At 66.0% G+C, this 21164-nt stretch carries 13 protein-coding genes; 5 read left to right on the forward strand and 8 right to left on the reverse strand.

Going from position 1 to position 21164, the window contains the following annotated elements:
* Positions 1–113: 113 nt before the first annotated feature.
* Positions 114–386, forward strand: a complete 273-nt coding sequence (locus tag BP26_RS29900) for a rhomboid family intramembrane serine protease (protein ID WP_157572737.1) — start codon at positions 114–116, stop codon at positions 384–386.
* Here the strand turns inward: BP26_RS29900 and BP26_RS0123815 are convergent.
* Positions 349–2685, reverse strand: coding sequence for an HAD-IC family P-type ATPase (locus tag BP26_RS0123815; protein ID WP_036517819.1), 2337 nt, complete (start codon positions 2683–2685; stop codon positions 349–351). The two genes, BP26_RS29900 and BP26_RS0123815, sit on opposite strands and share 38 nt — an antisense overlap.
* Positions 2686–3603: 918 nt before the next feature.
* Between BP26_RS0123815 and BP26_RS28045 the strand changes: the two genes are divergently transcribed.
* Positions 3604–3936 (forward strand): hypothetical protein, encoded by a 333-nt coding sequence (locus BP26_RS28045; protein WP_051749366.1) that lies wholly within the window; start codon positions 3604–3606, stop codon positions 3934–3936.
* Positions 3937–4021: 85 nt separating this feature from the next.
* Here BP26_RS28045 and BP26_RS0123825 read toward each other — a convergent pair whose 3' ends face one another.
* On the reverse strand, positions 4022–4741 hold the full coding sequence (locus tag BP26_RS0123825) for a response regulator (protein ID WP_084183391.1): 720 nt from the start codon (positions 4739–4741) through the stop codon (positions 4022–4024).
* Positions 4742–4810: 69 nt separating this feature from the next.
* On the opposite strand from BP26_RS0123825, the gene BP26_RS0123830 reads away from it, so the two are divergent.
* Positions 4811–8389 (forward strand): chemotaxis protein CheB, encoded by a 3579-nt coding sequence (locus BP26_RS0123830; RefSeq protein ID WP_084183392.1) that lies wholly within the window; start codon positions 4811–4813, stop codon positions 8387–8389.
* Between the two features lie 324 nt (positions 8390–8713).
* Here BP26_RS0123830 and BP26_RS0123835 read toward each other — a convergent pair whose 3' ends face one another.
* Together BP26_RS0123835 and BP26_RS28050 are read right to left on the reverse strand one after the other, a co-directional pair.
* Complete coding sequence (locus BP26_RS0123835) at positions 8714–10642, reverse strand: DUF1302 domain-containing protein (protein ID WP_084183393.1); 1929 nt, start codon at positions 10640–10642, stop codon at positions 8714–8716.
* A gap of 146 nt (positions 10643–10788) precedes the next feature.
* Positions 10789–12294 (reverse strand): C13 family peptidase, encoded by a 1506-nt coding sequence (locus BP26_RS28050; RefSeq protein WP_051749371.1) that lies wholly within the window; start codon positions 12292–12294, stop codon positions 10789–10791.
* A gap of 183 nt (positions 12295–12477) precedes the next feature.
* Here BP26_RS28050 and BP26_RS0123845 point away from each other — a divergent pair, with 183 nt between their 5' ends.
* Together BP26_RS0123845 and BP26_RS0123850 are read left to right on the forward strand one after the other, a co-directional pair.
* Positions 12478–13866: an MFS transporter gene (locus BP26_RS0123845; RefSeq protein ID WP_051749373.1), complete on the forward strand. Its 1389-nt coding sequence runs from the start codon at positions 12478–12480 to the stop codon at positions 13864–13866.
* A 169-nt stretch (positions 13867–14035) separates the two neighbouring features.
* The gene (locus BP26_RS0123850; RefSeq protein ID WP_029923053.1) at positions 14036–16516 is read left to right on the forward strand and encodes a TonB-dependent receptor; all 2481 of its coding nucleotides are present in this window, start codon (positions 14036–14038) and stop codon (positions 16514–16516) included.
* A 170-nt stretch (positions 16517–16686) separates the two neighbouring features.
* On the opposite strand, the gene BP26_RS0123855 is transcribed toward BP26_RS0123850, so the two are convergent.
* The 4 genes from BP26_RS0123855 to BP26_RS28055 all read right to left on the reverse strand — a co-directional run bounded on the left by BP26_RS0123855 (position 16687) and on the right by BP26_RS28055 (position 21123).
* Positions 16687–17985 (reverse strand): acetyl-CoA C-acetyltransferase, encoded by a 1299-nt coding sequence (locus BP26_RS0123855; RefSeq protein WP_029923054.1) that lies wholly within the window; start codon positions 17983–17985, stop codon positions 16687–16689.
* A gap of 284 nt (positions 17986–18269) precedes the next feature.
* Positions 18270–19397, reverse strand: coding sequence for an efflux RND transporter periplasmic adaptor subunit (locus BP26_RS0123860; RefSeq protein ID WP_157572739.1), 1128 nt, complete (start codon positions 19395–19397; stop codon positions 18270–18272).
* On the reverse strand, positions 19394–20467 hold the full coding sequence (locus tag BP26_RS0123865) for an efflux RND transporter periplasmic adaptor subunit (RefSeq protein ID WP_029923056.1): 1074 nt from the start codon (positions 20465–20467) through the stop codon (positions 19394–19396). The genes BP26_RS0123860 and BP26_RS0123865 overlap by 4 nt, the downstream gene beginning before the upstream one ends.
* Before the next feature lie 32 nt (positions 20468–20499).
* Positions 20500–21123 (reverse strand): ankyrin repeat domain-containing protein, encoded by a 624-nt coding sequence (locus BP26_RS28055; RefSeq protein ID WP_157572740.1) that lies wholly within the window; start codon positions 21121–21123, stop codon positions 20500–20502.
* Between the last annotated feature and the right edge of the window lie 41 nt (positions 21124–21164).

Below are 21164 nucleotides of genomic sequence, written 5' to 3' on the forward strand. Positions count from 1 at the left end.
TGCTCCCCCAAGCGCACAGAGCATCATCCAGGCAATCCTAACCGATCGAACTCCTTTATTGGTAATCGGGGAATACAGCCAGTGTCTGGAACTGTAAAAAAGCGCCTGTCCGTGTGCCCAATCCGGTCATGACACGGCTTACCTGCATTCTGCTGATTGTGAATCTCGCGGCGTTTGCCCTGGAAATACAGCCCGTGGTCGCCAGCCTGCCGACCGACAAGGTCCCAACCTTGGGCGCATCCGGCGCCCTGTTCGGCGTACTGGCCGCTTTTGCCATAACCAGATTGCTCTCCCGCTTCTTCTTGAATTTCCTCGTACAACGAGTCCTTGTCGCCATGGACCCTGGCGTCAATCAATTCTCCGCCGACGGAACAACACCACCTTGATCTGATCCGTGAGGAGCAGGAACGCTACGGTTGCGGCGAACAGGCCGAGAAGCAGGCGGACAGGTAGCGCAGCCATCAGGACGCCACAAGCGGCGAACGTCGAGATCAACATGATGTCGCCAAGCGAGAACAACATCATCAGCGCACTCGGTCGCGAATCCCACAGGTGTCCTCGCTCGCGCAGAAGGTAGTTCATGCCCTGGCCTGCGTAGACCAGCATCGCCACCGTAAGAGTCTGCATCTGCCCGACACCCAGGCCCAGCCGAAACGCTCCCATGGCGAGTACGCTGAAGCAGAACACCAGCTTGCATACGGCCAAAGGAATCGCGGCCCGGATAAGGCTGGGCAGACGCCAGGAGTTTGGATGCAGCGATGGTGTCGCACGATCGGCCGTCCGCGCCATGCTGACGAAGTCGCCGGCGAACATCATCAGGGCCTGTAGCATGGGTGTGAGCACGGCGTGTCCGGTGAGTATCAGCCCCCCACCCAGCACGATCAAAGTCACGCACTTGTTGACCAGGATGGTGAGCGTGTAGGTCAGGATGCGCTGGAACACAGTGCGTCCCTCGCGAATGGCGGTGACAATGCCGCCAAGACCCGGAGTGGTCAGCACGATGCCCGCGGCTGCCTTCGCTACGTCCGTGGCCGTCGAAACCGCGATCCCCATCTGCGCCTGGCGCAGCGCGGGCGCGTCGTTGGCGCCATCGCCGCACATGCCCACGGCATGGCCGCCACGCTGAAACGCCCGTACCAGCCGGAACTTGTCTTCCGGAAACACGCCAGCAAAGATAGCGAACTCGTCCGGGGTAACGCGGTCGGGTATTTGTTCTCTCGGGCAAACTCGGCCTTCCAATCCGATGGCGCGCCCCACCGTCGCCGCCGTGGCCGCTGCATCGCCAGTCACCATGACAGTTTGCACACCCATGGCGTGCAGCCCTGCAATCAGCGCCGCGGAGTCGGCGCGTGGCGGGTCGTTCAAGGCTACCAGACCGAGCAATTCCGGATGCTCTTGCGGGCCGGCCACCACTGCCAGGGTTCGGTACCCGTCACCGGCCAGCGCTGCGACTTGCCCTTTTGCGGCCGGGCTCCAGCGAACCAGGTCTTCGACCGCCGATGGCGCGCCCTTGGCGATTCGGATATTGGTGCCATCGGCATCCTGTGCCAGGCCCTCGGCCCGCTTGCTTGCGGGATCGAACGGCGTGAAGCTGACGACATGTGGGAGTTTGCGCTGCCCTGGGGTTGCCGCCGCCGCGCGGCGGATCGCCGCATCGACGGGATCGTCGCCATCCGGCGAGCTGGCCAGCGTGGCGAAGGCCAAGATGTCGCCGACGCTCCAGCCCGCAGCCAGAGGCCGCACCGTGGCTACCGCCAGTTCATTGCTGGTGAGCGTACCGGTCTTGTCGGCGCACAGGAGGTCGATGGCCGCAGCCTCATGCAGGGCCGACAGCCGTGTCAGCAGCACGCCTTTTTGCGCCAGAGCCCTGGCGCCCAGGGCCGCACCCAGGGTAAATGTGGCGGGTAGCGCCACGGGAACCGCCGAGATCATTGCCGTCAACACCAGCAGGATGATCTGCGCGGCCGGCAATCCGATGAGCTGGGCATAGGCAACCAGCCCGATTACGACGGCCCCGTTGATGATCGAGAGGTTCCGGACTAGGCCGAGTACCGCCTTGAACTCCGCGCTCTCGATATGCGCAATGCGCACCAGCTCGGCAGCCCGCCCAAAATATGTGGCCGACCCGGTCGCCGTCACCAGTGCAATGGCTTCGCCGCGGCGGACCAAGGCTCCGGCGTAGCCGACACTGCCGGCCGCCGCATCGACCGGCACCGACTCCCCGGTGAGCATAGACTGATCCAGCAGCACCGAGCCGGAGAGAAGCTGCACGTCGGCGGGAATCAAGGTACCGAGGGACAGCTGTACGACATCTCCGGGTACGAGTTCCACGGCCGGGAGTTCTCTCCAGCAGTTGTCGCGGCGGACCCTAGCCCTGGGGGCAAGGCGCTGCTTGAGCAGGTTCAGCGCCGCGTTGGCACGACCCTCTTGGAATACGCCGAGGGCGATGTTGAATGCCAGCAACCCCGCGATCAGCGCCGCTTCGACATATTCGCCAAGCACAAGCTGCAGCAGCACCGTGGCCTCGAGCATCCACGGCACGGGCGCCCAGCAATGTCGGACAAATCGCCGAAAATGCGACTCCCGTTCCTCGGCCACCGTATTGGGGCCATGCTGCGCCCGCCGCCGAAGCGCCTCCTCCGAGGTGAGGCCCACAGCCGGCAACTTGGCTCCCGATGAATCCAAGGCTTCAATCCTATCAATTAGAGGCGGCTTGTGAGGGCATCCAGCGCTGCGTCCCTGCCCCTCATGTCCTGCGGAACCTTGCCCGAAAACTGCTCAGCGCTCCATCGCCGATAGAGGTGCAGCCGACGGCGGAAGCGGTGGCATTGCAAACCTCGCTGTGAATCCAGGCACCTGATCGCCCTTGGTGTACCTGCACTGATCGTAAGCGACGTTATAGCGATATTGAAGACAGCGGACCGAGCGGTTGCCGTTTCCGTCGCCAATGGCAGCTCCGGCCAGCAAGCCGGCACCGGTAGCGGCGCCTTCACCGCCCGCGTCCATGGAGGCCCCGGCGGCAGCGCCTAAAGCAGTGCCGGCGACCGCACCGGCAGCAGTCGAGTCTGCCGCCGCTTCGCCCGGCGATGGGCCAATCTATGCCTGCGCCAATCTGTGCCTGCGTATACTGGCGACAGGACGCATCGTCGGCCTGAAACACCTCGAATGGCTTGTATTGCCCCGGATTGATCTCATTTTATGCCGGCGCGTGTGTGCTGATATTTCGCTGAAGAGCCATTAGGACTATTCCTAGTTCCCGACAAGTCACTCTGTGGCGCATGCTGCATATTCTGGAGGATTGGCTCAGAGCGACCTATGCACTTCCTTGAGCAGGACAGAGATCGCTGCCGAGGTCCGTTTCGCATCTGCGAATGGGAGACAGCACGTGCCGCCTGAAGCCGCCGTTCTAGCGTACCAGCCCGAAACGAATTCGCAGACCGGGATTCCACCGGCGAAAGCCGCATGCCCGAGCTGGATGGTCCTGCGCCGCCAAATCGAAGAAGGCCACGAACCGTGCTTTCGCACGGCGGCGCGCTACACGTGCCGTGAGCAACAGTGCAGGTACCGCCAGGATTGCCTCCAAATGCGGGCGGAGTGGGTCCGTTGAACGCGGCAGGGCTCCTGCACCAGGTGGTTTACGAGGCGGTGCGTTCACGCCAATTGCTGCGCCTGAACTATCACCAGTATTCGCGGGTGGTCGAGCCCCATGCCTTCGGCCGCGACGAAGCCGGCAAGCCGGTGCTGGTCGCCTGGCAAAGAAACGGCGGATGCGAGTCGGGCGTCAAGGTTGGCTGGAAGCAATTCCTGCTCGAAGAAATCACTGGCTTTGTTGAATTGCCCGAATACTTCGAGGCAGGGCGCCAGCCCGGTGGTGCCTGCAACCTGGCGATCGCGGCACTCAAGGCGGACTCGCCCCGCTGCAAAGCCTTGGCCTGATGCGTCAAGGCAGGCCCGGATGCCTGAGGCGGACGGGCCTTGATTCATGGGAATGGCTGGAACTGCCTTTGGCGGCTCTGAACCCTCAGCTTCTCCAAGGCACGGGCCGCCGCGACACCATGCCGTGCTCGACGGCGAACTGCACCAGTTCCGCCGAGGAAGTCAGCCCCAAATCCTCCATGATCCGGTACTTGTGGAACTCCACCGTCTTTGGCGCGAGCCTGAGCATGCGGGCGACTTCCTTCACGGTATGGCCCTCCGCCACCAGTTGCAGCACCTGGCGTTGCCGGGGGGTGAGCCTGAACGGCATATCATGCCGGGCAAACGTCTCCGTATGGCCTCCGACCAGGGGTGAGATATAGGTACCGCCACCCAGTACGATATGGATCGCCTCGCGCAACTCTTCGGCTGCCGCGTGCTTCACCACGAAACCCGAGGCTCCGGCCTCCAGGGCTTCGGCCAGGTACATTCGATCGGCATGCATCGTCAGGCAGATCGCCAACACCTTTGGGAGCTCCTTGCGGATTTCCCGGATCGCCTCGATGCCGTTGCGCAGCGGCATGGAAATGTCGGCGATCACCAGATCTGGCCGGAGCCTGTGCGCGGCTTCGATCAGGGCCTCGCCATCGGTCACCATGTCCGTTACGTCAAACCCGGGCTCGAGCAACCCGCGCACCCCGGCCGCGACCAGGATGTGATCATCGGCCAGGATTACGCGCGGTCTGGCGTGCGCCGGGCGGGGCGGTAGGGCATCGCTGCCTGATGTTTCGGCATGCGTCGCGCTGGAACTGGTCGGCGGGCTCATGGCCCAGTATCCCCGGAGCTGGCTTATGGTTAGTATGCTCCAAAAAGTGCCGGGCGAGGCATCCAAGCCGTGTCGAATAAAATCAGAAGTCCGCGCCGTGCTTCGCTCGCTGCGCGTGGAATTCATCGTACCGTAAAGCCCGGGCCCAGGGCTGGGGGCAGCTTTCCCGTCGTCGGCATCGGCGCCTCGGCCGGCGGACTGGCGGCCATCTTCGCCTTGCTCGAAGCCCTGCCTGCAGAACCGGGCATGGCCTTCGTGGTGATCTCGCACCTGGCGCCTGGAAGCAAGAGCATCCTCGGGAGCTTGTTGGCCGGAAAGACGCGAATGCCGGTACACCAGGCCCATGAGGGAGAGCCGGTCGAGCCGAACCAGGTTTACGTCGCTCCGCCGGGCAAGCGCCTGGTCATGCGCGGCGGCGCACTGCACCTTGAGCCCGGCGCGACGCGGGGCGGTCCCACGGCCATCGACACATTCTTCGCCAGCCTCGCCAGCGAGAAGCGCGGCAACGCGCGTGGGGTGGTGCTTTCCGGCAACGGCAGCGACGGCACCGAGGGGCTCCGGCTGATCCAGCGGGAAGGTGGCATCACCTTCGCCCAGGACCCCAGTACTGCGCAGTTCGACCAGATGCCGGCCAACGCCATCGCCGCCGGATGCGTCAACCACGTCCTGTCACCGGCGCAGATCGCCCGCCAGCTCCTGAATCCGTCGCCGGCGGACACCGCGGCCCACTCCCGGCGGCAGGCCGCAGCTGACCCGTACGAACGGATCATCGCCACCTTGCCGCGGATCACCGGGATCGATTTCAACCAGTACAAGGCCGGCACACTGCGCCGGCGCATCGACATGCGCATGGCGCAGAAAGGCTTCGCCGATCCGGCCGACTACCTGCGGCATCTGCGCTCCCACGCCGACGAGCCGCGCAAGCTGTTTTCGGACCTGTTGATTCACGTCAGCAGCTTCTTTCGCGATCCGGAGGCGTTCCGGGTGCTTGGGCGCAAGGTGATCGCGCCCCTGCTGAATAAAGTCGACCCACGCAAGCCGATCCGCGTTTGGGTAGCCGGCTGCGCCCGCGGTGAAGAGGTTTACAGCATTGGCATGTTGCTGCTGGAACAGGCCGCCCGCCTCAAACACGCTCCGCAGATCCAGCTGTTCGGCACCGATGTCAGCGCACCGGACATCGACGCAGCACGCACCGGCCGTTTTGGCCAGCAGATCGCCGCGGATGTGTCCGCGAGCCGGCTGAAGCGCTTCTTCGACAAGGTGCCGGGTGGCTATCAGGTGCGTTCCGAGTTGCGCGAGCTCTGCGTGTTCGCGTGCCATGAGATCGGCAGCGACCCCCCGTTTTCCAACCTCGACCTGGTCAGCTGCCGCAACCTCCTGATTTACTTTGCAAGGCCGTTGCAGCAGCGCGTGATCGAAACCTTTCATTACGCACTGAAACCAGGGGGCGCCCTGTTCTTGGGGCGTTCCGAATCGCTCGGCGGGCATCCCGAGCTGTTTACCGCGCTCGATCGGAAGTGCCGCATCTACCGGAGCAAGCCAGCGCTGCCCGGACGCGCCGTACCGGGCGGGCCGCCGGGCAGGATCAGCGCGCCGCCGCTGCCGCACGTCCCGCCGCGCGTCGCCGCGCCGTCTACGCCCCACAGCATGGAACGTGCCCTGCTGGACCTTTACGCGCCGCCCGGCCTGTACGTCGATGAGGACCTGGTGATCCGCGCCTTTGTCGGCGACGTCAGTCCCTACCTGCAGCCGGCGGCCGGACAGGCCAACCTGCAACTCGGCCGGATGCTGCCTGCCGGCGTGGCCCTGGACGTCCGCACCGCGTTGCGCGCGGCGCGCAAGTCGGCGCGGCCGGTCAGGCGTCAAATCACCTGGCTCGCACCGGACGGCAGCTCGCGCGAGGTGGTCCTGGTGCTGATGCGCGTCGCCGAGCCGGACGGGCGCAGATGCTACCTGGTGATGTTCGAACAGGCGGCCGCGCCGGAACCCGCAAACGCCCAGCCGCGCAAGCCCCCGCGCCAGAGCCAGCGCAACGAGCTTGCGCGGATGAGCAAGCAGCTGGCGGCGACGCGCGAACAGCTCCAGACCGTGCTCGAGGAGCAGGAGGGCTCCGCCGAGGAACTGCGCTCGGCCCATGAGGAGGCCTTGTCGGGCAACGAGGAGCTGCAAAGCAGCAACGAGGAACTGCAGACGGCGAAGGAGGAGCTGCAATCGGCGAACGAGGAGCTGGCGACAGTCAACGAAGAGCTGATGGAGCGCAACCAGCAACTCGACCATCTCGTCAGCGAACTGAACACCCTGCTGGCGGGGATCAACATCCCCATTGTCCATCTCGACCGGGAGGGGCATGTGCGCCGTTACAGTCCGGCGGCGCACCGGATGTTCAACCTGATCGCGTCGGACATCGGGCGCCCCCTCTCGCAGATCACTCCATCGCTGCCGCTGCCCGAACTCGATGGACTGGTGGCGGCCGCGCGCGCGCGCGGTGTGGCAGCGGAGCGCGAAGTGCAGGACCAGCACGGCCGCTGGTATTCGCTGCGGGTGCGCCCGTTCAGCATCTCCGGCGGACGCAGCGACGGCGCCCTCATCGCATTGGTGGACATCGACGCCACCAAGCGGAGCATCACGGGAATCGTGGAAACGATGAACGAACCCCTGCTGGTTCTGGACCGCCAGTTCCGCGTGATGGCGGCAAATCCGGCGTACTGCAAGGTGTTCCGGACGACGCAGAAGGAAACCCTCGAGTCGAGCCTGTTCGAACTGGGCAACCGGCAGTGGGACGTGCCGGAGCTGCATCGGCTGCTTGAGGAAGTGCTGCCCAAGCGGCGGCAGTTCCAGAACTTTCGCGTGGAACATGAGTCCGCGGTGGACGGCCCGCGGGCATTCCGGCTCGCCGGGAAGCAGATCGTCGACGCCGGCATCGGCGTGCAAAAAATCCTGCTGATGTTCCAGGACGTCACCGGCGCCGAAGATTCGGCGCAGCGCCTGAACCGGATCCTCGAAGAGGAAGAGAAACACATTGCCCACGAACTGCATGACCTATCCGGCGGGAGTATGGCCAGCCTGAGCATCGAACTGGCGCAATTGTCCAAACATGCGGTCTCCGCCGCGGTTGCGCGCCGAATACGCGCGACACAACAGAAAATGCAGCAGCTATCGGCAAGCACGCATGATCTTGCGCGCCGCATCCACCCGTCGGTGGTCGAGGACCTCGGCCTGCGTAAGGCCTTGCGGGGAGAGTGCCGAGCGGTGGAGGAGCTTCACGGGATCAAGGTCAGCCTGCGCGCCGGCAAGACGATCGATCGCCTGCCGGGCCCGGTGAGCCTGTGCGTATACCGCGTAGTGCAGGAAGCGCTGCGCAACGTGCGTCACTCCAAGGCCCAAACGGTCACCATCGCCGTGGACGCCGGAACCAGAGTGGTTCGATTGAAACTGCGGGACAACGGCGTGGGATTCGATGTGGACGCACCGCAAGCGGAGGGCCGCATGGGTCTCCTGGGAATGTCTGATCGCGTTGCCGCTTTGGGCGGCACATTTGGCATTGAATCGACGCCGGGCAAGGGGGCGACGATCAGTGCGGAAATCCCGTTGACAGCCGACAAGGTGAAAAGGCGTATCAGGCCGGCCGTTGGCAAGCGAGTGCGCTAGTTTCCGCAGTCGCGGCAGCATGGGTCGAACGCGGCCATCCCAATCTGCCTCAGTTCGGTTTTCCAGGGTTGATCGAAGCGCCCGGATCGGGCGTGCCCCGGCCTCTCCATATTTTCCAGGCCGTAGTGGGACGCCTGAGTGCGCGAGGACTGGTCATTCGATTTGCTTGGGCCTTGGACACCCAACCTGCCGCACACAAAAGGTGAGATCCACGGCGGCAGGGCGCGAACAAAAAAAAGCCCAGGGACCCCCGTCCCCGGGCTTCAAGTGCCACTTCGCTCAAAAAACTTCGCGCGGGGCCGAGGTCGCCCCGGATGCCCTGACTCAGAGGTTGTAGGTGATGTGGAAGGTGGCGTAGTCGCGATCCATGTAGGGATTGGCCTTGAGCAGGCTGTCGCCGATGGTCTTGTTGGGATCGCCGAAGAAGAAGTTGTAGCCGACGCCCACTTCCAGGTTGCCGAGATACTGGAAGTTGAGGCTGACGCCCAGGCGCGTGTCGCCCTCACCGTACAGTGCGCCGAAGGCGCCCGCCTGCTCCGGCGTGCCCTTCACCAGCATGCCGAAGGAAATCGGAGTGGACATGTCCCAGCCGTTGAAGATGTTGTGCTTGGTGGGAATGGTCAGGGTCTGGAAGCCCCAGGAATTGCGGTTGTAGAACAGCACGTCGCCATTGCCGTGGGTGATGATGCCGGGCGAGGAAGCCACCGGATCGACATCATTGACATGCAGGTAGCCGGCCTCGGCCGTGACGGCAAGATCGTCGAAGAAGAACTTCGGATTGTTGACGTAGATCGCCGACAGCAGCGCCTGGGTGGTCTGCCCGCGGGTGTAGACCGGGCTGACCACGCCGGAGATAGTGGAATCGATCGGCAGGTCGGTGCCGTCGCGGAAATTCACCTCGCCGGCGACATTGAACGGCCCCAGCACGGTGGAGAAGGTCCCGCCATACAGGTGAATGCCGTCGAAGTACTTGACGTTGTAGGTGTTCGGCACCGGCTGGTTGATGATCTGCGTCGTAACGGGCGCGCCGGTGATGGGATTGAAACCGAACGGCGCGTAGCCGACGTTGAGGTTCACCGACGGATTGGTGTCGTCGTAGCGCAGGTAGTAGAACGCCACGTTGGTGCGAGAGGTGAGCTGGTATTCCAGGCCGCCACCGTACTGGCCGAAGTCGCTGGGCTTGATGTCCGGCCCGCGGGTGGCGTTGATGGTCTTGGGGGCATTGAGCAACTGCCCGACCGGGAACAACAGGGTGCACACCAGGTTCTCGAGCGCCGGCGTGAGCGGAGCCGGCGTGTTGCCGATGTGGAAATTGGTGAGCAGGCCGCTGCACTCGCCCGGGCCGCCGTACAGCGGGTTGGCCGAGCCGTAGACGAAGGTCGCGCCCGGCCCCACCGCGTCCGCCGGGGAGAAGAAATCGCCTTCGGGAAAGATTTCGGTGGCGCGGAAGGCCAGCTTGTAATAGCCGACCATCGACAGCTCGTTGTTGATACCCAGGCGGAACGAGATCTGGTTGGTCGGCAGCAGGATGCTCTTCACCTCGGCGCCGGGAATCACCGACTTGGTGGCGTCGGCGCGGCTCTGCGCCAGGGCGATGCCGGAGAGGAACAGGCTCTGCCCGTACGCCACCAGCTGCTGGCCGGCGCGCACGTTGAGGTTCATGTCGAAGAACGAGAAGTCGCCATAGGCATAGGCGTCGAGCAGGCGCACGCGCTGGCCGTCGTAGTAGCGGGCCCCGTCGGTCCAGTGGCTGTTCGGCAGGGTGGTATTGACGGTCGACGGCGAATCGTTGTCGTTCGGATGGTGGTAGACCTGGTCGAAGAAGCCGTCGCCGCTGGCGACGATGCCGTAGTTCTTCCAGTGGAACTGCAGCTCGCCCAGCCCGGTGGCGCGGTTGTTGATCAGGCTGCCGGCCTTGAAATTGCGGTCGGCATCGTCGTAATTGGCGGTGGTGGGCAGGCCGGTATGGGTGAAGGAGAAGATCTGCGCCGGCTGGTTGGGCTGCTGCACCGGGAACAGGTAGGACTGGAACTGGTCCACCGGCCCGTTGATCAGTGCATCGTTGGGGTTCTTGGTACGAATCGCCGCCGCGTAGGACACCGTCAGCTTGTAATCCAGTGTGGCATCGTCCCACAGCTCGAGCTCGCCGGCATGCGCCGCACCCTGGCACAGCGCGCCGCCGAGAAACAACGCGGCCAGCCGCGCACCCTTTTTCCGCACAAACAAAACCTGCTCCCCGCGCACTGTGGGCATGAACTCCCCCTCCTACTAGTTGTGCGCTTACCTTATAGAGTGGTCGCGGGGTGAACATCGTCCGAATTGGTGAGTGGAATTCACTCACAGCCGGACCCTGCGGCGAAAGAATTGAACGGACGTAAAATTGCGCCCCGGTGCCTCTCTTATTTGACCGCGCGCCCACTCCCGGTGGGGATATTCCGCCCGGCGGCCGGCAAGGTCGCCCGCCACTGCTCCAGCCTCGCCCCGATCAGCGCGCCTTCGGCGATCTGCGGCTCGGAATGCACTTCCTTGTCGCGTGTCTCCCACTGCTCCACCAGGGTCCGCGCCGTGGCGAAGGCCTCGGTGAACGAGGTGCTGCGGTTCAGTCCCTGCTCCAGGTAGGCCCGGCCGAAGTAGGTGAACTCCGCGTCGTCGGAGCAGCCGAAGGAAGTGCGGTCGGCGCGCGCCGCCGTCATCACCAGCGTGTGCTCGTCCTTGAGGCTGTCGAGGAAGCTGCCGCTGTAGCAGGCGGAGACCACGATCACCTTCCAGCGGATGCCGGAGTCCTTGAGCATCCGCGCCAGGCGCGGCGCGTTGAAGCTGCTGAAGCTCAGGCCCGGCAGCTCGGTCGCCAGCGTGGCGTCGCGCGAGCCATGGCTGGTCAGGTAGAGGAACAGGATGTCCTGCTGCGGATTCATCTTGCGGCCGATGGCGCGCAGCCCCTGGTCCAGGTTGCTCACGCTGGCCAGCGGCAACTCCTTCACCGTGCTGCGGCTGTTGACCAGGGTCAGGCTGCGTTGTGCCGCACCGAAGCGCTCGGCGAACAGGCGCGTGCTGTACAGCGCCTCCTTGCGGAATACGTCCTGCTCGCCGTCCGGCGCATAGGCCACGAAATACAGGCTCGGCTTGCCCGGTCGCGTCGGGGCGATATTGGCCAGGGCCTGCCACATCAGCTGGTCCTGCCGCGCAAAGACCTCCTCGGCCACCAGTCGCGGGCGCGCTTCCTGCGCATCGTCGGCGCTGTAGTCCTGGCTCCAGATGGGGCTGTACGGAATGTAATGGAACAACGCCGCCGACACGGCGGCGACCACCGCCGCGGCCGCGCCGCGCCTGACCGCCGACCCCATCGCCCCCAGCAGCGACAGCACGCGCCAGGCCACCGCGAAATCCCAGCATTGCACGAAGGCGTAGTACACCCAGTACCAGCGATCCGCGTGCTGCCCTTGCGGCAGATGCTGGTAGACCAGGCCGCCGACGCTGTCGATCAGCAAGCCGGCGGCGGCGACCAGCGCCGCGTAGCGCCACAGCAGCTCGGGCCGCGCCGACAGCCGCGCCACCACCGTGGCGAACAGCAGCAGCGGCAGGAAAAAGAAGGCCTGCGATTCCAGCCCCCACGGATCGAACTGCCGCGGAGCCTCCGCCGCCAGCCAGTCCAGGCCTCCGCTCAGCAGGAGGCTGGTCGCCAGCAGCGCCCAGAACACACCCGGCCCCAGGCGCAGCCCCAGCAGCGAGGGGCGCCCCAGCAGCGCAATGCGGCAGCCGGCGTAGATGGCGCGCAGATAGTTGCGCCAGGCTGAAGGCTCCCGCGCTGCCGGCAAGGGCGGCGGCAGCGACGGCGGAAGCGGTGCCGGCGCAGCATCCGGCGCCGGTTCGCCATGCCAGCCGCCGGGTGTGGGGAAATCGCTCATGCCCCAGTATGCCGCCGCCGTATGAAACGCGGAAAGCGGCCCCACGCCCGGCGGCGGAGGCGGCCCGATCGGGTTCCGCATAGCGGATGGAATCGGATACGACTGTCCGGCTTGCCCTAAAATCCGCATCCCCCGCACCAGGGCAGCGGCTTCCCCCGGCCGCCGCCCCTTCGTCGCCGACTCATGCCCGTCAACGCCGCCACACCCGCCCAGCCCGCCGACGGCCTGCCCGTGCCGCAGCGCCACCTCGCCGCGCTCACCGTGGCGCTGGGCATCACCATGACCATCCTCGACAGCGGCATCGCCAATGTCGCCCTGCCCAGCATCGCGCACCAGCTGCACGCCCAGGCGGCGGACTCGGTATGGGTGGTCAACGGCTACCAGCTGCCGCTGGTGATGATCCTGCTGGCGGTGGCCTCGCTCGGCGACCTGATCGGGTACCGGCGGGTCTACAAGGTGGGCCTGGCGGTCTTCACCCTCGCCTCGCTCGCTTGCGCCCTGTCCTCCACCCTGCCGGCCCTGGTCGCCGCGCGCATGGTGCAGGGCATCGGCGCCGCCGGGCTGATGGGCGTCAGCACCGCCCTGCTGCGCACCATCTACCCCAACCACCTGCTCGGCCGCGGCATCGCCATCAACGCGGTGGTGGTTTCGGTCTCCGCCGCCGCCAGGCCCACCGTGGCTTCGGCCATCCTCTCGGTCGGCTCCTGGGAGTGGCTGTTCGCCATCAACGTGCCCATCGGCGTCGGCGCCCTGCTGCTGGCCCTGCGCGTACTGCCGCGCAGCGAACGCCGCGAAGCGGACTTCGACTGGCGCAGCGCTCTGTTCAGCGCCGCCATGTTCGGCCTGCTGTTCACCGCGGTGGATGGCCTCGGCCGCAACGCCCCGCCGCTCCACGCCGGCGCCGAACTGGCCGGCGCCCTGGTCGCGGCGGTGCTGCTGGTGCGGCGCGAGCTGCGGCAGCCGGCGCCGCTGCTGCCGCTGGACCTGCTGCGCATCCCCATGTTCCGCCTCTCCATCGGCACCTCCACGGCCTCCTTCGCCGCGCAGATGCTGTGCTTCGTCGCCCTGCCCTTCTATTTCCAGGACGGGCTCGGCCTGTCCGAAGTCAGCACCGGCCTGCTGATGACGCCCTGGCCGCTGACCCTGGGCGTGGTGGCGCCGTTCGCCGGGCGCCTCGCCGACCGCATCCCGGCCGGGCTGCTGGGCGGCATCGGCATGGGCCTGTGCTGCGCCGGCCTCGCCCTCCTGGCCTGGCTGCCGGAGCATCCAACCGCGTTCGACATCAGCTGGCGCATGATGCTGGCCGGCGGCGGCTTCGGCCTGTTCCAGACACCCAACAACCGCGCCATCCTCGGCTCGGCTCCGCGCAACCGCAGCGGCGGCGCCAGCGGCATGCTGGCCACGGCGCGGCTCACCGGGCAGACCGCCGGCGCCGCCGTGGTGTCGATCCTGCTGCACCACTTCCATACCGCCGGCACCCACTGGGCCCTGCTGGTCGCCGCCGGCTGCGCCGCCACCGCCGCCGTGGTCAGCAGCCGCCGGGTCGGGCTGAACAGCGAGCCCGCCGGCTAAAACCCGCCGCGACACCGGGGCAACCGCCGGCGTACCTTCCTGCATCCCGGCTATATCCAACAAATAAAACAGTATTTACCCCCGCAGCGGCCCACGGGACATAGTGGCGTTCTTCCAAGAAGGCCGGGCCGACCGCGAGCCCAGGCCGTGTCGTCATTCGGGGATCGCCGTGGCACCTTTCAAGCTGTTGTCGTCGCCAGCATCGAAGAAACCTCCGCTGCTGCTTGCCGCGTCGGCCTGCACCTGCCTGTCCCTGCTGTCGTTCCAGGCACAGGCGGACGACGCGGCGGCGCCCGCCGCCGCGCCGGTCAATCCATCCGGCGCCGCTTCGGATACCCAGCTGCAGACCGTGGTGGTCACCGCCCAGAAGCGCAACGAGGCGATCAACTCCATCCCCATGGCGATCAGCTCCTTCCGCGGCGAGGAGCTGCAGGCGGCGGGCGTCTACGACACGCGCGACCTCGGCAAGCTGGTGCCCGGCTTCACCGCCGCCGACTCCGGCTTCGACACACCCACCTACACCCTGCGTGGTGTCGGCTTCGCCGACTCCAGCTTCGCCACCACCTCCACCGTCGGCATCTACAACGACGAGGTCAGCCTGGCCTACCCCATCATGAGCAAGGGCCCGGACCTCGATCTGCGCCGGGTGGAAGTGTTGCAGGGGCCGCAAGGCACCCTGTACGGCCGCAACGCCACCGGCGGTACCGTCAACTACATCGCCAACAAGCCCAGCTCCAAATTCACCAGCGGCGCCGATGTCTCCTACGGCAGCTTCGGCCGCGTCGACGCCGAAGGCTATGTCAGCGGCCCGATCGGCGACTCCTTCAAGGCGCGCCTTGCCGCCAGCAGCACCACCTCGTCCGAAGGCTGGCAGACCAGCAACACCCGCCCCGGCGACACCCTGGGCAAGCTCAACAAGCAGGCCGCGCGCGCCATCCTCGACTGGCAGGCCAGCGACGACGTGCTGCTGGGCCTGACCCTTTCCGGCTGGACCGACAAGAGCGAGCCGCAGGCGCCGTTCGCCATCGCCCGCCAGGCGCAGTTCAAGCTGCCCCTCGGCACCCAGTTCACCCAGCTGTTGCAGAGCCTCACCGGCATCAACATCAACAACGCCTTTCTCGATCCCTCGCTGCAGAACTATCCGCTCATTCCCGACAACAAGAACCCGCGCATCGCCGACTGGAACCCGAACCCGGAATACAAGTACGGCCTGCACGACAATTTCTGGATGGCCTCGCTGCGGCCGAGCTGGGACATCGGCGACACCGTCAACCTCACCGGCCTGTTCAGCTACCAGCAGATGCGCGCCGACGGTTCCTCGCTGCCGCAGGGTGGCACCGACCTGGAAGACATCGACCAGATGCTGCACGCCTACATCCGCACCTACCAGGGCGAGCTGCGCCTGTCCGGCAAGTTCGGCAGCCGCGGCGACTGGCTGGTCGGCCTCAACGGCAACTTCGACAAGCACCACGAGGTGGACGAGGGCCTGGGCTCGGAGAACAGCCTCAACGTCCTCATCTTCGGCGACACCGCCCCGCTGAACAAACCGCTGTTCTTCCAGAAAGGCGCGTCCAAGGGCGACGCCCAGGTGCTGGCCGACAGCGCCTTCGCCGACGGCAATGTGCAGGTGCTGGATGCGCTGAAGCTGACCCTGGGCGTGCGCTACACCCGCGAGAAGCAGAATTACTCGGGCTGCACCTACGTGCTGCCCGACAACGACTCCATCATCCCCTTCCCCTTCTTCACCGCCGCCAGCTTCCTCAAGGGCGGCCACTCGGTGGTGCCGCAGGGCGCCTGCGGCAGCCTCGACGCCAGCGCCAACGCCGGCCTGTTCATCGACAGCCTGACCGAGCACAACCTGTCCTGGCGTTCGGTGCTGAGCTGGACCCCATTGCAGGACACCCTGCTCTACGCCTCCTATTCACGCGGCTACAAGGCCGGCGGCTTCCCCACCGTATTCTCGGTCGACCAGCAGAGCCTGTCGCCGGTGGTGCAGGAGAAGCTCGACGCCTACGAGATCGGCGCCAAGTTCGCCTCCCCGGGCAAGACCCTGCAGGCGACGTTCTCCGGCTTCTACTACAACTACCGCAACAAGCAGCTGCTGACCTACTTCAAGGACCCGATCTTCGGCGCCCTGCAATACCTGCAGAACGTGCCGAAGTCGCTGGACGAGGGCCTCCAGCTCTCCACCACCTACGTGCCGCTGGAGCGGCTGTTCCTCACCGCTTCGGGCTCGTACATCCGCACCAAGGTGATCGAGTACCAGGGCAAGAACACCCAGGGCGACGACTTCGACTTCGCCGGCCAGCCCTTCAACTACACCCCGCGCCTGCAAGCCAGCCTGCTCGCCAACTACACCTTCCCCCTCAACCGCGACCTCAACCTCACCCCCGGCGCCGGCTTCACCTACACCGGCAGCACCAACGCCACCCTGGAACACGACCCGCTGTTCGCCATGGACGCCCACCGCATCTACGACGTGCACCTGGCCCTCACCCCGCCGGACCGCAAATGGTCCCTCAGCGCCTACGGCCGCAACCTCGGCAACGAGTTCTACCGCAGCTCGGTGATCAAGCTCGGCGACACGGTATTCGCCTACGCCGGCATGCCCCGCGTCTACGGCATGACCCTCACCTACGACTTCCGTTAAAGCGCACAACTCCAACTGTCATCCACCACCCTTGTCATCCCAAGCGCAGCGAAGGATCTGGCCGACTCCTTCGCCGCACTCAATCGTAGGTTGGGGTGAGCGTAGCGAACCCCAACATCTTCGACTCAGACGCAAAGTTGGGGTTCGCTACGCTCACCCCAACCTACGCGCTAACCTTCAAGTATCGCCGTCACACCAAGCCCACCCGCCGCACAAACCGAAATCAGCGTGCGCCCGGACCGCCCGGTTTCGGCCCGGAACTGCGCCAGCCGCTTCGCCGCAGAGGCGACAATGCGCGCCCCGGTCGCCGCGAACGGATGCCCCAGCCCGACCGAGCCGCCATTGACGTTCAGCTTGCCGCGGTCTATCGAACCCAGCGGCCCCGCCAGCCCCAGCACATCGCGGCAATAGTCCGCGCTCTCCCAGGCCGCCAGCGTGCACAGCACCTGCCCGGAAAACGCCTCATGGATCTCGTAGAAATCGAAGTCCTGGAGGCTCAAGCCATTGCGCGCCAGCATGCGCGGCACCGCATGGGTCGGCGCCATCAGCAGGCCCTCCGGCTGCGGCCCGAAGAAATCCACCGCCGCCGTCTCCGCATCCACCAGCCAGGCCTGCGGCACATGGCCATGCGCCTGGGCCCAGGCTTCGGACGACAGCAGCACCGCCGCCGCGCCATCGGTCAGCGGCGTGGAATTGCCGGCCGTGAGCGTGCCGCGCCCTGAAGTGCGGTCGAACGCCGGCTTGAGCCTGCCCAGCTTCTCCAGCGAGGTATCGGCGCGCAGGTTGTTGTCGCGCTTGAGGCCGTTGAACGGCACCAGCAGATCGTCATAGAAACCCTGTTCGTAGGCGCGCGCGCCATTGAGGTGGCTGGCCAGCGCCAGCTGGTCCTGCGCCTCGCGACTGATGTTCCACTGCTTCACCATCAGCTCGCAGTGGTCGCCCATGGTCAGCCCGGTGCGTCGCTCGTTCACATTCGGCACGCTCGGCGTGAACATCGCCGGGCGCAACTGCGTCAGCAGCTTGAGCCGATCCTGCCGGGTCTTGCTGCGGTTGAAGCGCAGGACCAGCTTGCGCAGCTTGTCGTTGAGGGAGACCGGCGCGTCGGAAGCCGAATCCACGCCGCCGGCGATCCCCACCTCGATCTGCCCGAGCGCGATCTTGTTGCCGACCAGGATGGACGTCTCCAGCGAAGTGGCGCAGGCCTGCTGCACGTCATAAGCCGGCGTCTGCGGCGACAACCCGCTGGACAGCGTGGCCTCGCGGCTGATGTTGGCGTCGCGCGAATGCTTCAGCACCGCCCCCGCCGTCACTTCACCGAGTCGCTCACCCTGCAAACCGAACCGCTCCACCACGCCCTTCAGCGCCGCCGTCAGCATCTCGGTATTGCTGGAATCGACATAAGCCGTGTTCTGCCGGGCAAACGGGATACGCGCGCCGCCCAATACCGCTACCCGCTGGATGGTCTTCATCTGAGCCTCCTGTTTTATATGACGATTATAATGTTACTGACCTCAGGAAAAACAAGATCAACCCAAACCAGCGGAATTTTCGCTTTCCGGTCTGGCGCTTTGCGGGCAATTCCGGCTCTTCCGGACGCTTCAAAAGACACAGGAACACCGCGCGCTCACCGCATGCGTGCCAACAAAAAGCCTTGGCACGCATGGCGCGCATGGTGTTTTCAGCGATCAGATAGCCATGCAGTCCGGGAAGCGCGCAACGCTATCCCGGGCGGCAATTCACCCGGAAAGCACCATTACCGGTACTGCGACAGCAACCCCGCGCCTTGCGTCACCAGCCGGTCGCCCTGCGCCAGCTGCACACCGCCAGCACAGGATTTCAGCCGCAGCGGCGCGAACCGCTCGGGCGCGCGATGCACCCAGGCCACCGCCGTTCCATCCGCCTCCAGCGCACAGGCTCCCGCCGGCAACGTGGCAACCCCGTCCACGGCCGCCTCCACCCTGACTTCCACCAGCTGCCCCGGCGACAAGGCCGCCCCTTGCGCCAAGTCGAACAGCAGCCGCCACCCCGGCGTGCCCGCAAGAGGTTCCTCCCCGCGATACACCAATGCCGCTTCCGTCGCCGCATCGAGCCGCAGCTTCGCGCCACGCACCCGCTCGCCCAGTTCCGGATCGAAGCTGATGGCCACCAACCGCGAACGCGAACCATCAACCAGCTGGAACAACACCTGCCCGGCCGCCACCACATCGCCGGCACGCGCCGTTGCCGCCTGTACCCGCCCGGAAACCAGGGCACGCAAGGGCACACGGTCATTCAGGCTCTGTGCCACCAGCTCGCGCTGATGCAACAGGGCATCGCGCTCGGCCACCGCCTGTTCCAGGTAGATATTGCCGGTGGCTACCTTCTGGTCGGCGTTGACCGCCCCCTGCAACCCCAGGCGATCGACATTGAGGTTGGCGATGACCAGCTGCTGGTCGAGATCCGCCACCAGCGCACGCCGGCGCGCCGCATCGCGCTGCGGGATTTGCGGCGACAGCCAGGCCAGTACATCGCCCGCGTGCACCGTGCGACCCGGCAGCGGCCAGCTCCCGCCACCCTCACCCGACTCCAGCCGGCCCGGTTCCGGCGCGGTGATGGTGACCGCGGCGGCAGGCTGTGCCTGCACCTCGGCCACCAGCGACACCGGCACGGTCATCGCCGCGGACCAGGGTTGTGTACGAATGCCGAGCAGATGCTGCGCCGTCTTCGGCAGGTACAACTCGCCATCGGGCAAACGCCGCGGCCGTTCGGCCAGGGCCGCAGCGGATGGCGGTGCTGTGGCAGCCGCTTCGTCGCGATGCACCTCTCCTTCGTGCGCCGCGCTGTTGGCGGCAACCAACACGCCCAGCGTCATCCCCGTTGCCGAAACAATGCCGCGCCTCATGGCCTCACCGCTCCGGCCTGGGCAACCGCGGCATTGAGCGCGGCGACACCATCCGTCACCACCCGCTCGCCGCCGTGCAAACCGCTGCGTATATGCAGTTGTTCATCGCCATCGGCAGCGGCGACTTCGACCTGTTGTGCAATGAACCGTTGCGCCTCCGCATGCACCCATATCCAGACATGACCATTACGCCTGAACACCGCGGCGGCGGGCAATGCAATCCCGCCCTGCTCGCGCGGCGCGGCCAGCGACAGCGGCTGGTTGACGTGGACATCGGCATCCGCATCGGCGACGGCATACAGCGCCCGATGCGTACGCAGGCCGCTGTCGTAGCTGACCCCGATGAATTCCAGGCCTACCGTCTGGCCGTCGGCCATCGTCGCCTGCCGCACCGCGTCGGCATCGATATCGTCGTCTGCATATTCAGCCTCCACCGCCAGCGCGCCTGGCGCATTCAGCTCGAACAGCGACTGCCCCGCCGCGACAACACGGCCGGCAGTAGCGGGACTGCGCAGGATGGTCCCGGCGCGCGGCGCCAGCAACGGCAAGGGCTTTTGCAAGGCGCCTTCCAATTCTCCGCTGCGCGCCTGGGCGGTGCGGTAATTGGTGAGGATTTCCACCGAAGGTGTGGGCAGCTTGATCTCCAGCCGCTGGTTCTCGTTGATGCCATAGCGGTCGATCTGGATCCGGTCGAGCTTCATGTCGCGCTGCGCCGCCGTGAGTTCCACGTTCATGTCGCGCCGGTCCGGCTGGCTCAGCACCGGCCGCAGATACGCCAGCACCTGACCAGCCTTCACCTGTTGACCGGCCAGGGGCAATGACGCACCGGCGGCCTCGACCACGCCGTCCTGCGGCGCGGCAACACGCAGTTCCCGCCGCGGGTCGGCGATCACCAGCCCCGGCAGGTGCACCACGTCCGCCGTACCACCGGCGAGCCGCGTGCGGATACCGGCCCGATGCTGCGCCGCCTTGTCCAGCAGCACTTCAGGTGCCGGCGACTCGTGTGCCGAAACCACCGCGCTGCACAACAGCAGCGCCAGCCCGGAGGCCATCGCCGTACGATTCGGCATCAGCGATCGTCCTGGCGGCACCCGCCATCCACTCAGTGCTTACCAGGCGGCGAAACCGTCGCCGCGGCCTGCGGATCGAGCAGCGCGACAATGCCGTCTAGCCCCTTGACCTTGGCCGCGCGCAGCGCGGTATAGCCGGACGTGGAAACCACGCTGCGGTCGGCGCCGCGCTCCAACAACAGCTTCACCTGCGCTTCATGCCCGGTGACGCTGGCGAAGTACAGCGGCGTGATGCCGCGGCCATTGCGCGCATCGATCTTCGCGCCATGGTCGAGCAGCTCCTTCAGCACCACCGAACTGCTGCCGAACCATGTGGCGTAGTGCAGCGGCGTCCAGCCGGCGTTGTCGGCAATATCGACATCGGCGCCGTGCGCCAGCAGCAGTTGCACTTCCGGCAGGGAGTTGCTGCTGATGGCCGCGAGCAGGGCGGTCTGGTCGAGCGAATCGCGCCCGTTCACCGGGATGCCTTCGGCCAGCCCCTGCTTCACCGCCTCGATCTCGCCGCTGCGCGCGTGGTTTACGAAGAAGGCGATGCGGTCTTCCTGCGAAAGGCCATCGGCAGCGGCGGCAGGTGCGGCGTCCGGCTTGGCCGACTGCTGGGCGCAAGCGCCCAGCAACAGCGAGGCCAGCGCGGACGCAATCAATAGATTTTTCATGGTGGACTTCACGATTTGTTTGGATGGGTCGAGGGGAGAAA

The sequence above is a fragment of the Nevskia soli DSM 19509 genome, assembly GCF_000711955.1.
GTDB lineage: Bacteria > Pseudomonadota > Gammaproteobacteria > Nevskiales > Nevskiaceae > Nevskia > Nevskia soli.

Coding starts and splice junctions, on each gene's coding strand:
- BP26_RS0123825 (WP_084183391.1), bottom strand. CDS start 4,741: ATGAGCCCGCCGACCAGTTCCAGCGCGACGCATGCCGAAACATCAGGC.
- BP26_RS28055 (WP_157572740.1), bottom strand. CDS start 21,123: ATGAAAAATCTATTGATTGCGTCCGCGCTGGCCTCGCTGTTGCTGGGC.
- BP26_RS0123835 (WP_084183393.1), bottom strand. CDS start 10,642: ATGCCCACAGTGCGCGGGGAGCAGGTTTTGTTTGTGCGGAAAAAGGGT.
- BP26_RS28050 (WP_051749371.1), bottom strand. CDS start 12,294: ATGAGCGATTTCCCCACACCCGGCGGCTGGCATGGCGAACCGGCGCCG.
- BP26_RS0123865 (WP_029923056.1), bottom strand. CDS start 20,467: ATGCCGAATCGTACGGCGATGGCCTCCGGGCTGGCGCTGCTGTTGTGC.
- BP26_RS0123855 (WP_029923054.1), bottom strand. CDS start 17,985: ATGAAGACCATCCAGCGGGTAGCGGTATTGGGCGGCGCGCGTATCCCG.
- BP26_RS0123845 (WP_051749373.1), top strand. CDS start 12,478: ATGCCCGTCAACGCCGCCACACCCGCCCAGCCCGCCGACGGCCTGCCC.
- BP26_RS0123860 (WP_157572739.1), bottom strand. CDS start 19,397: ATGAGGCGCGGCATTGTTTCGGCAACGGGGATGACGCTGGGCGTGTTG.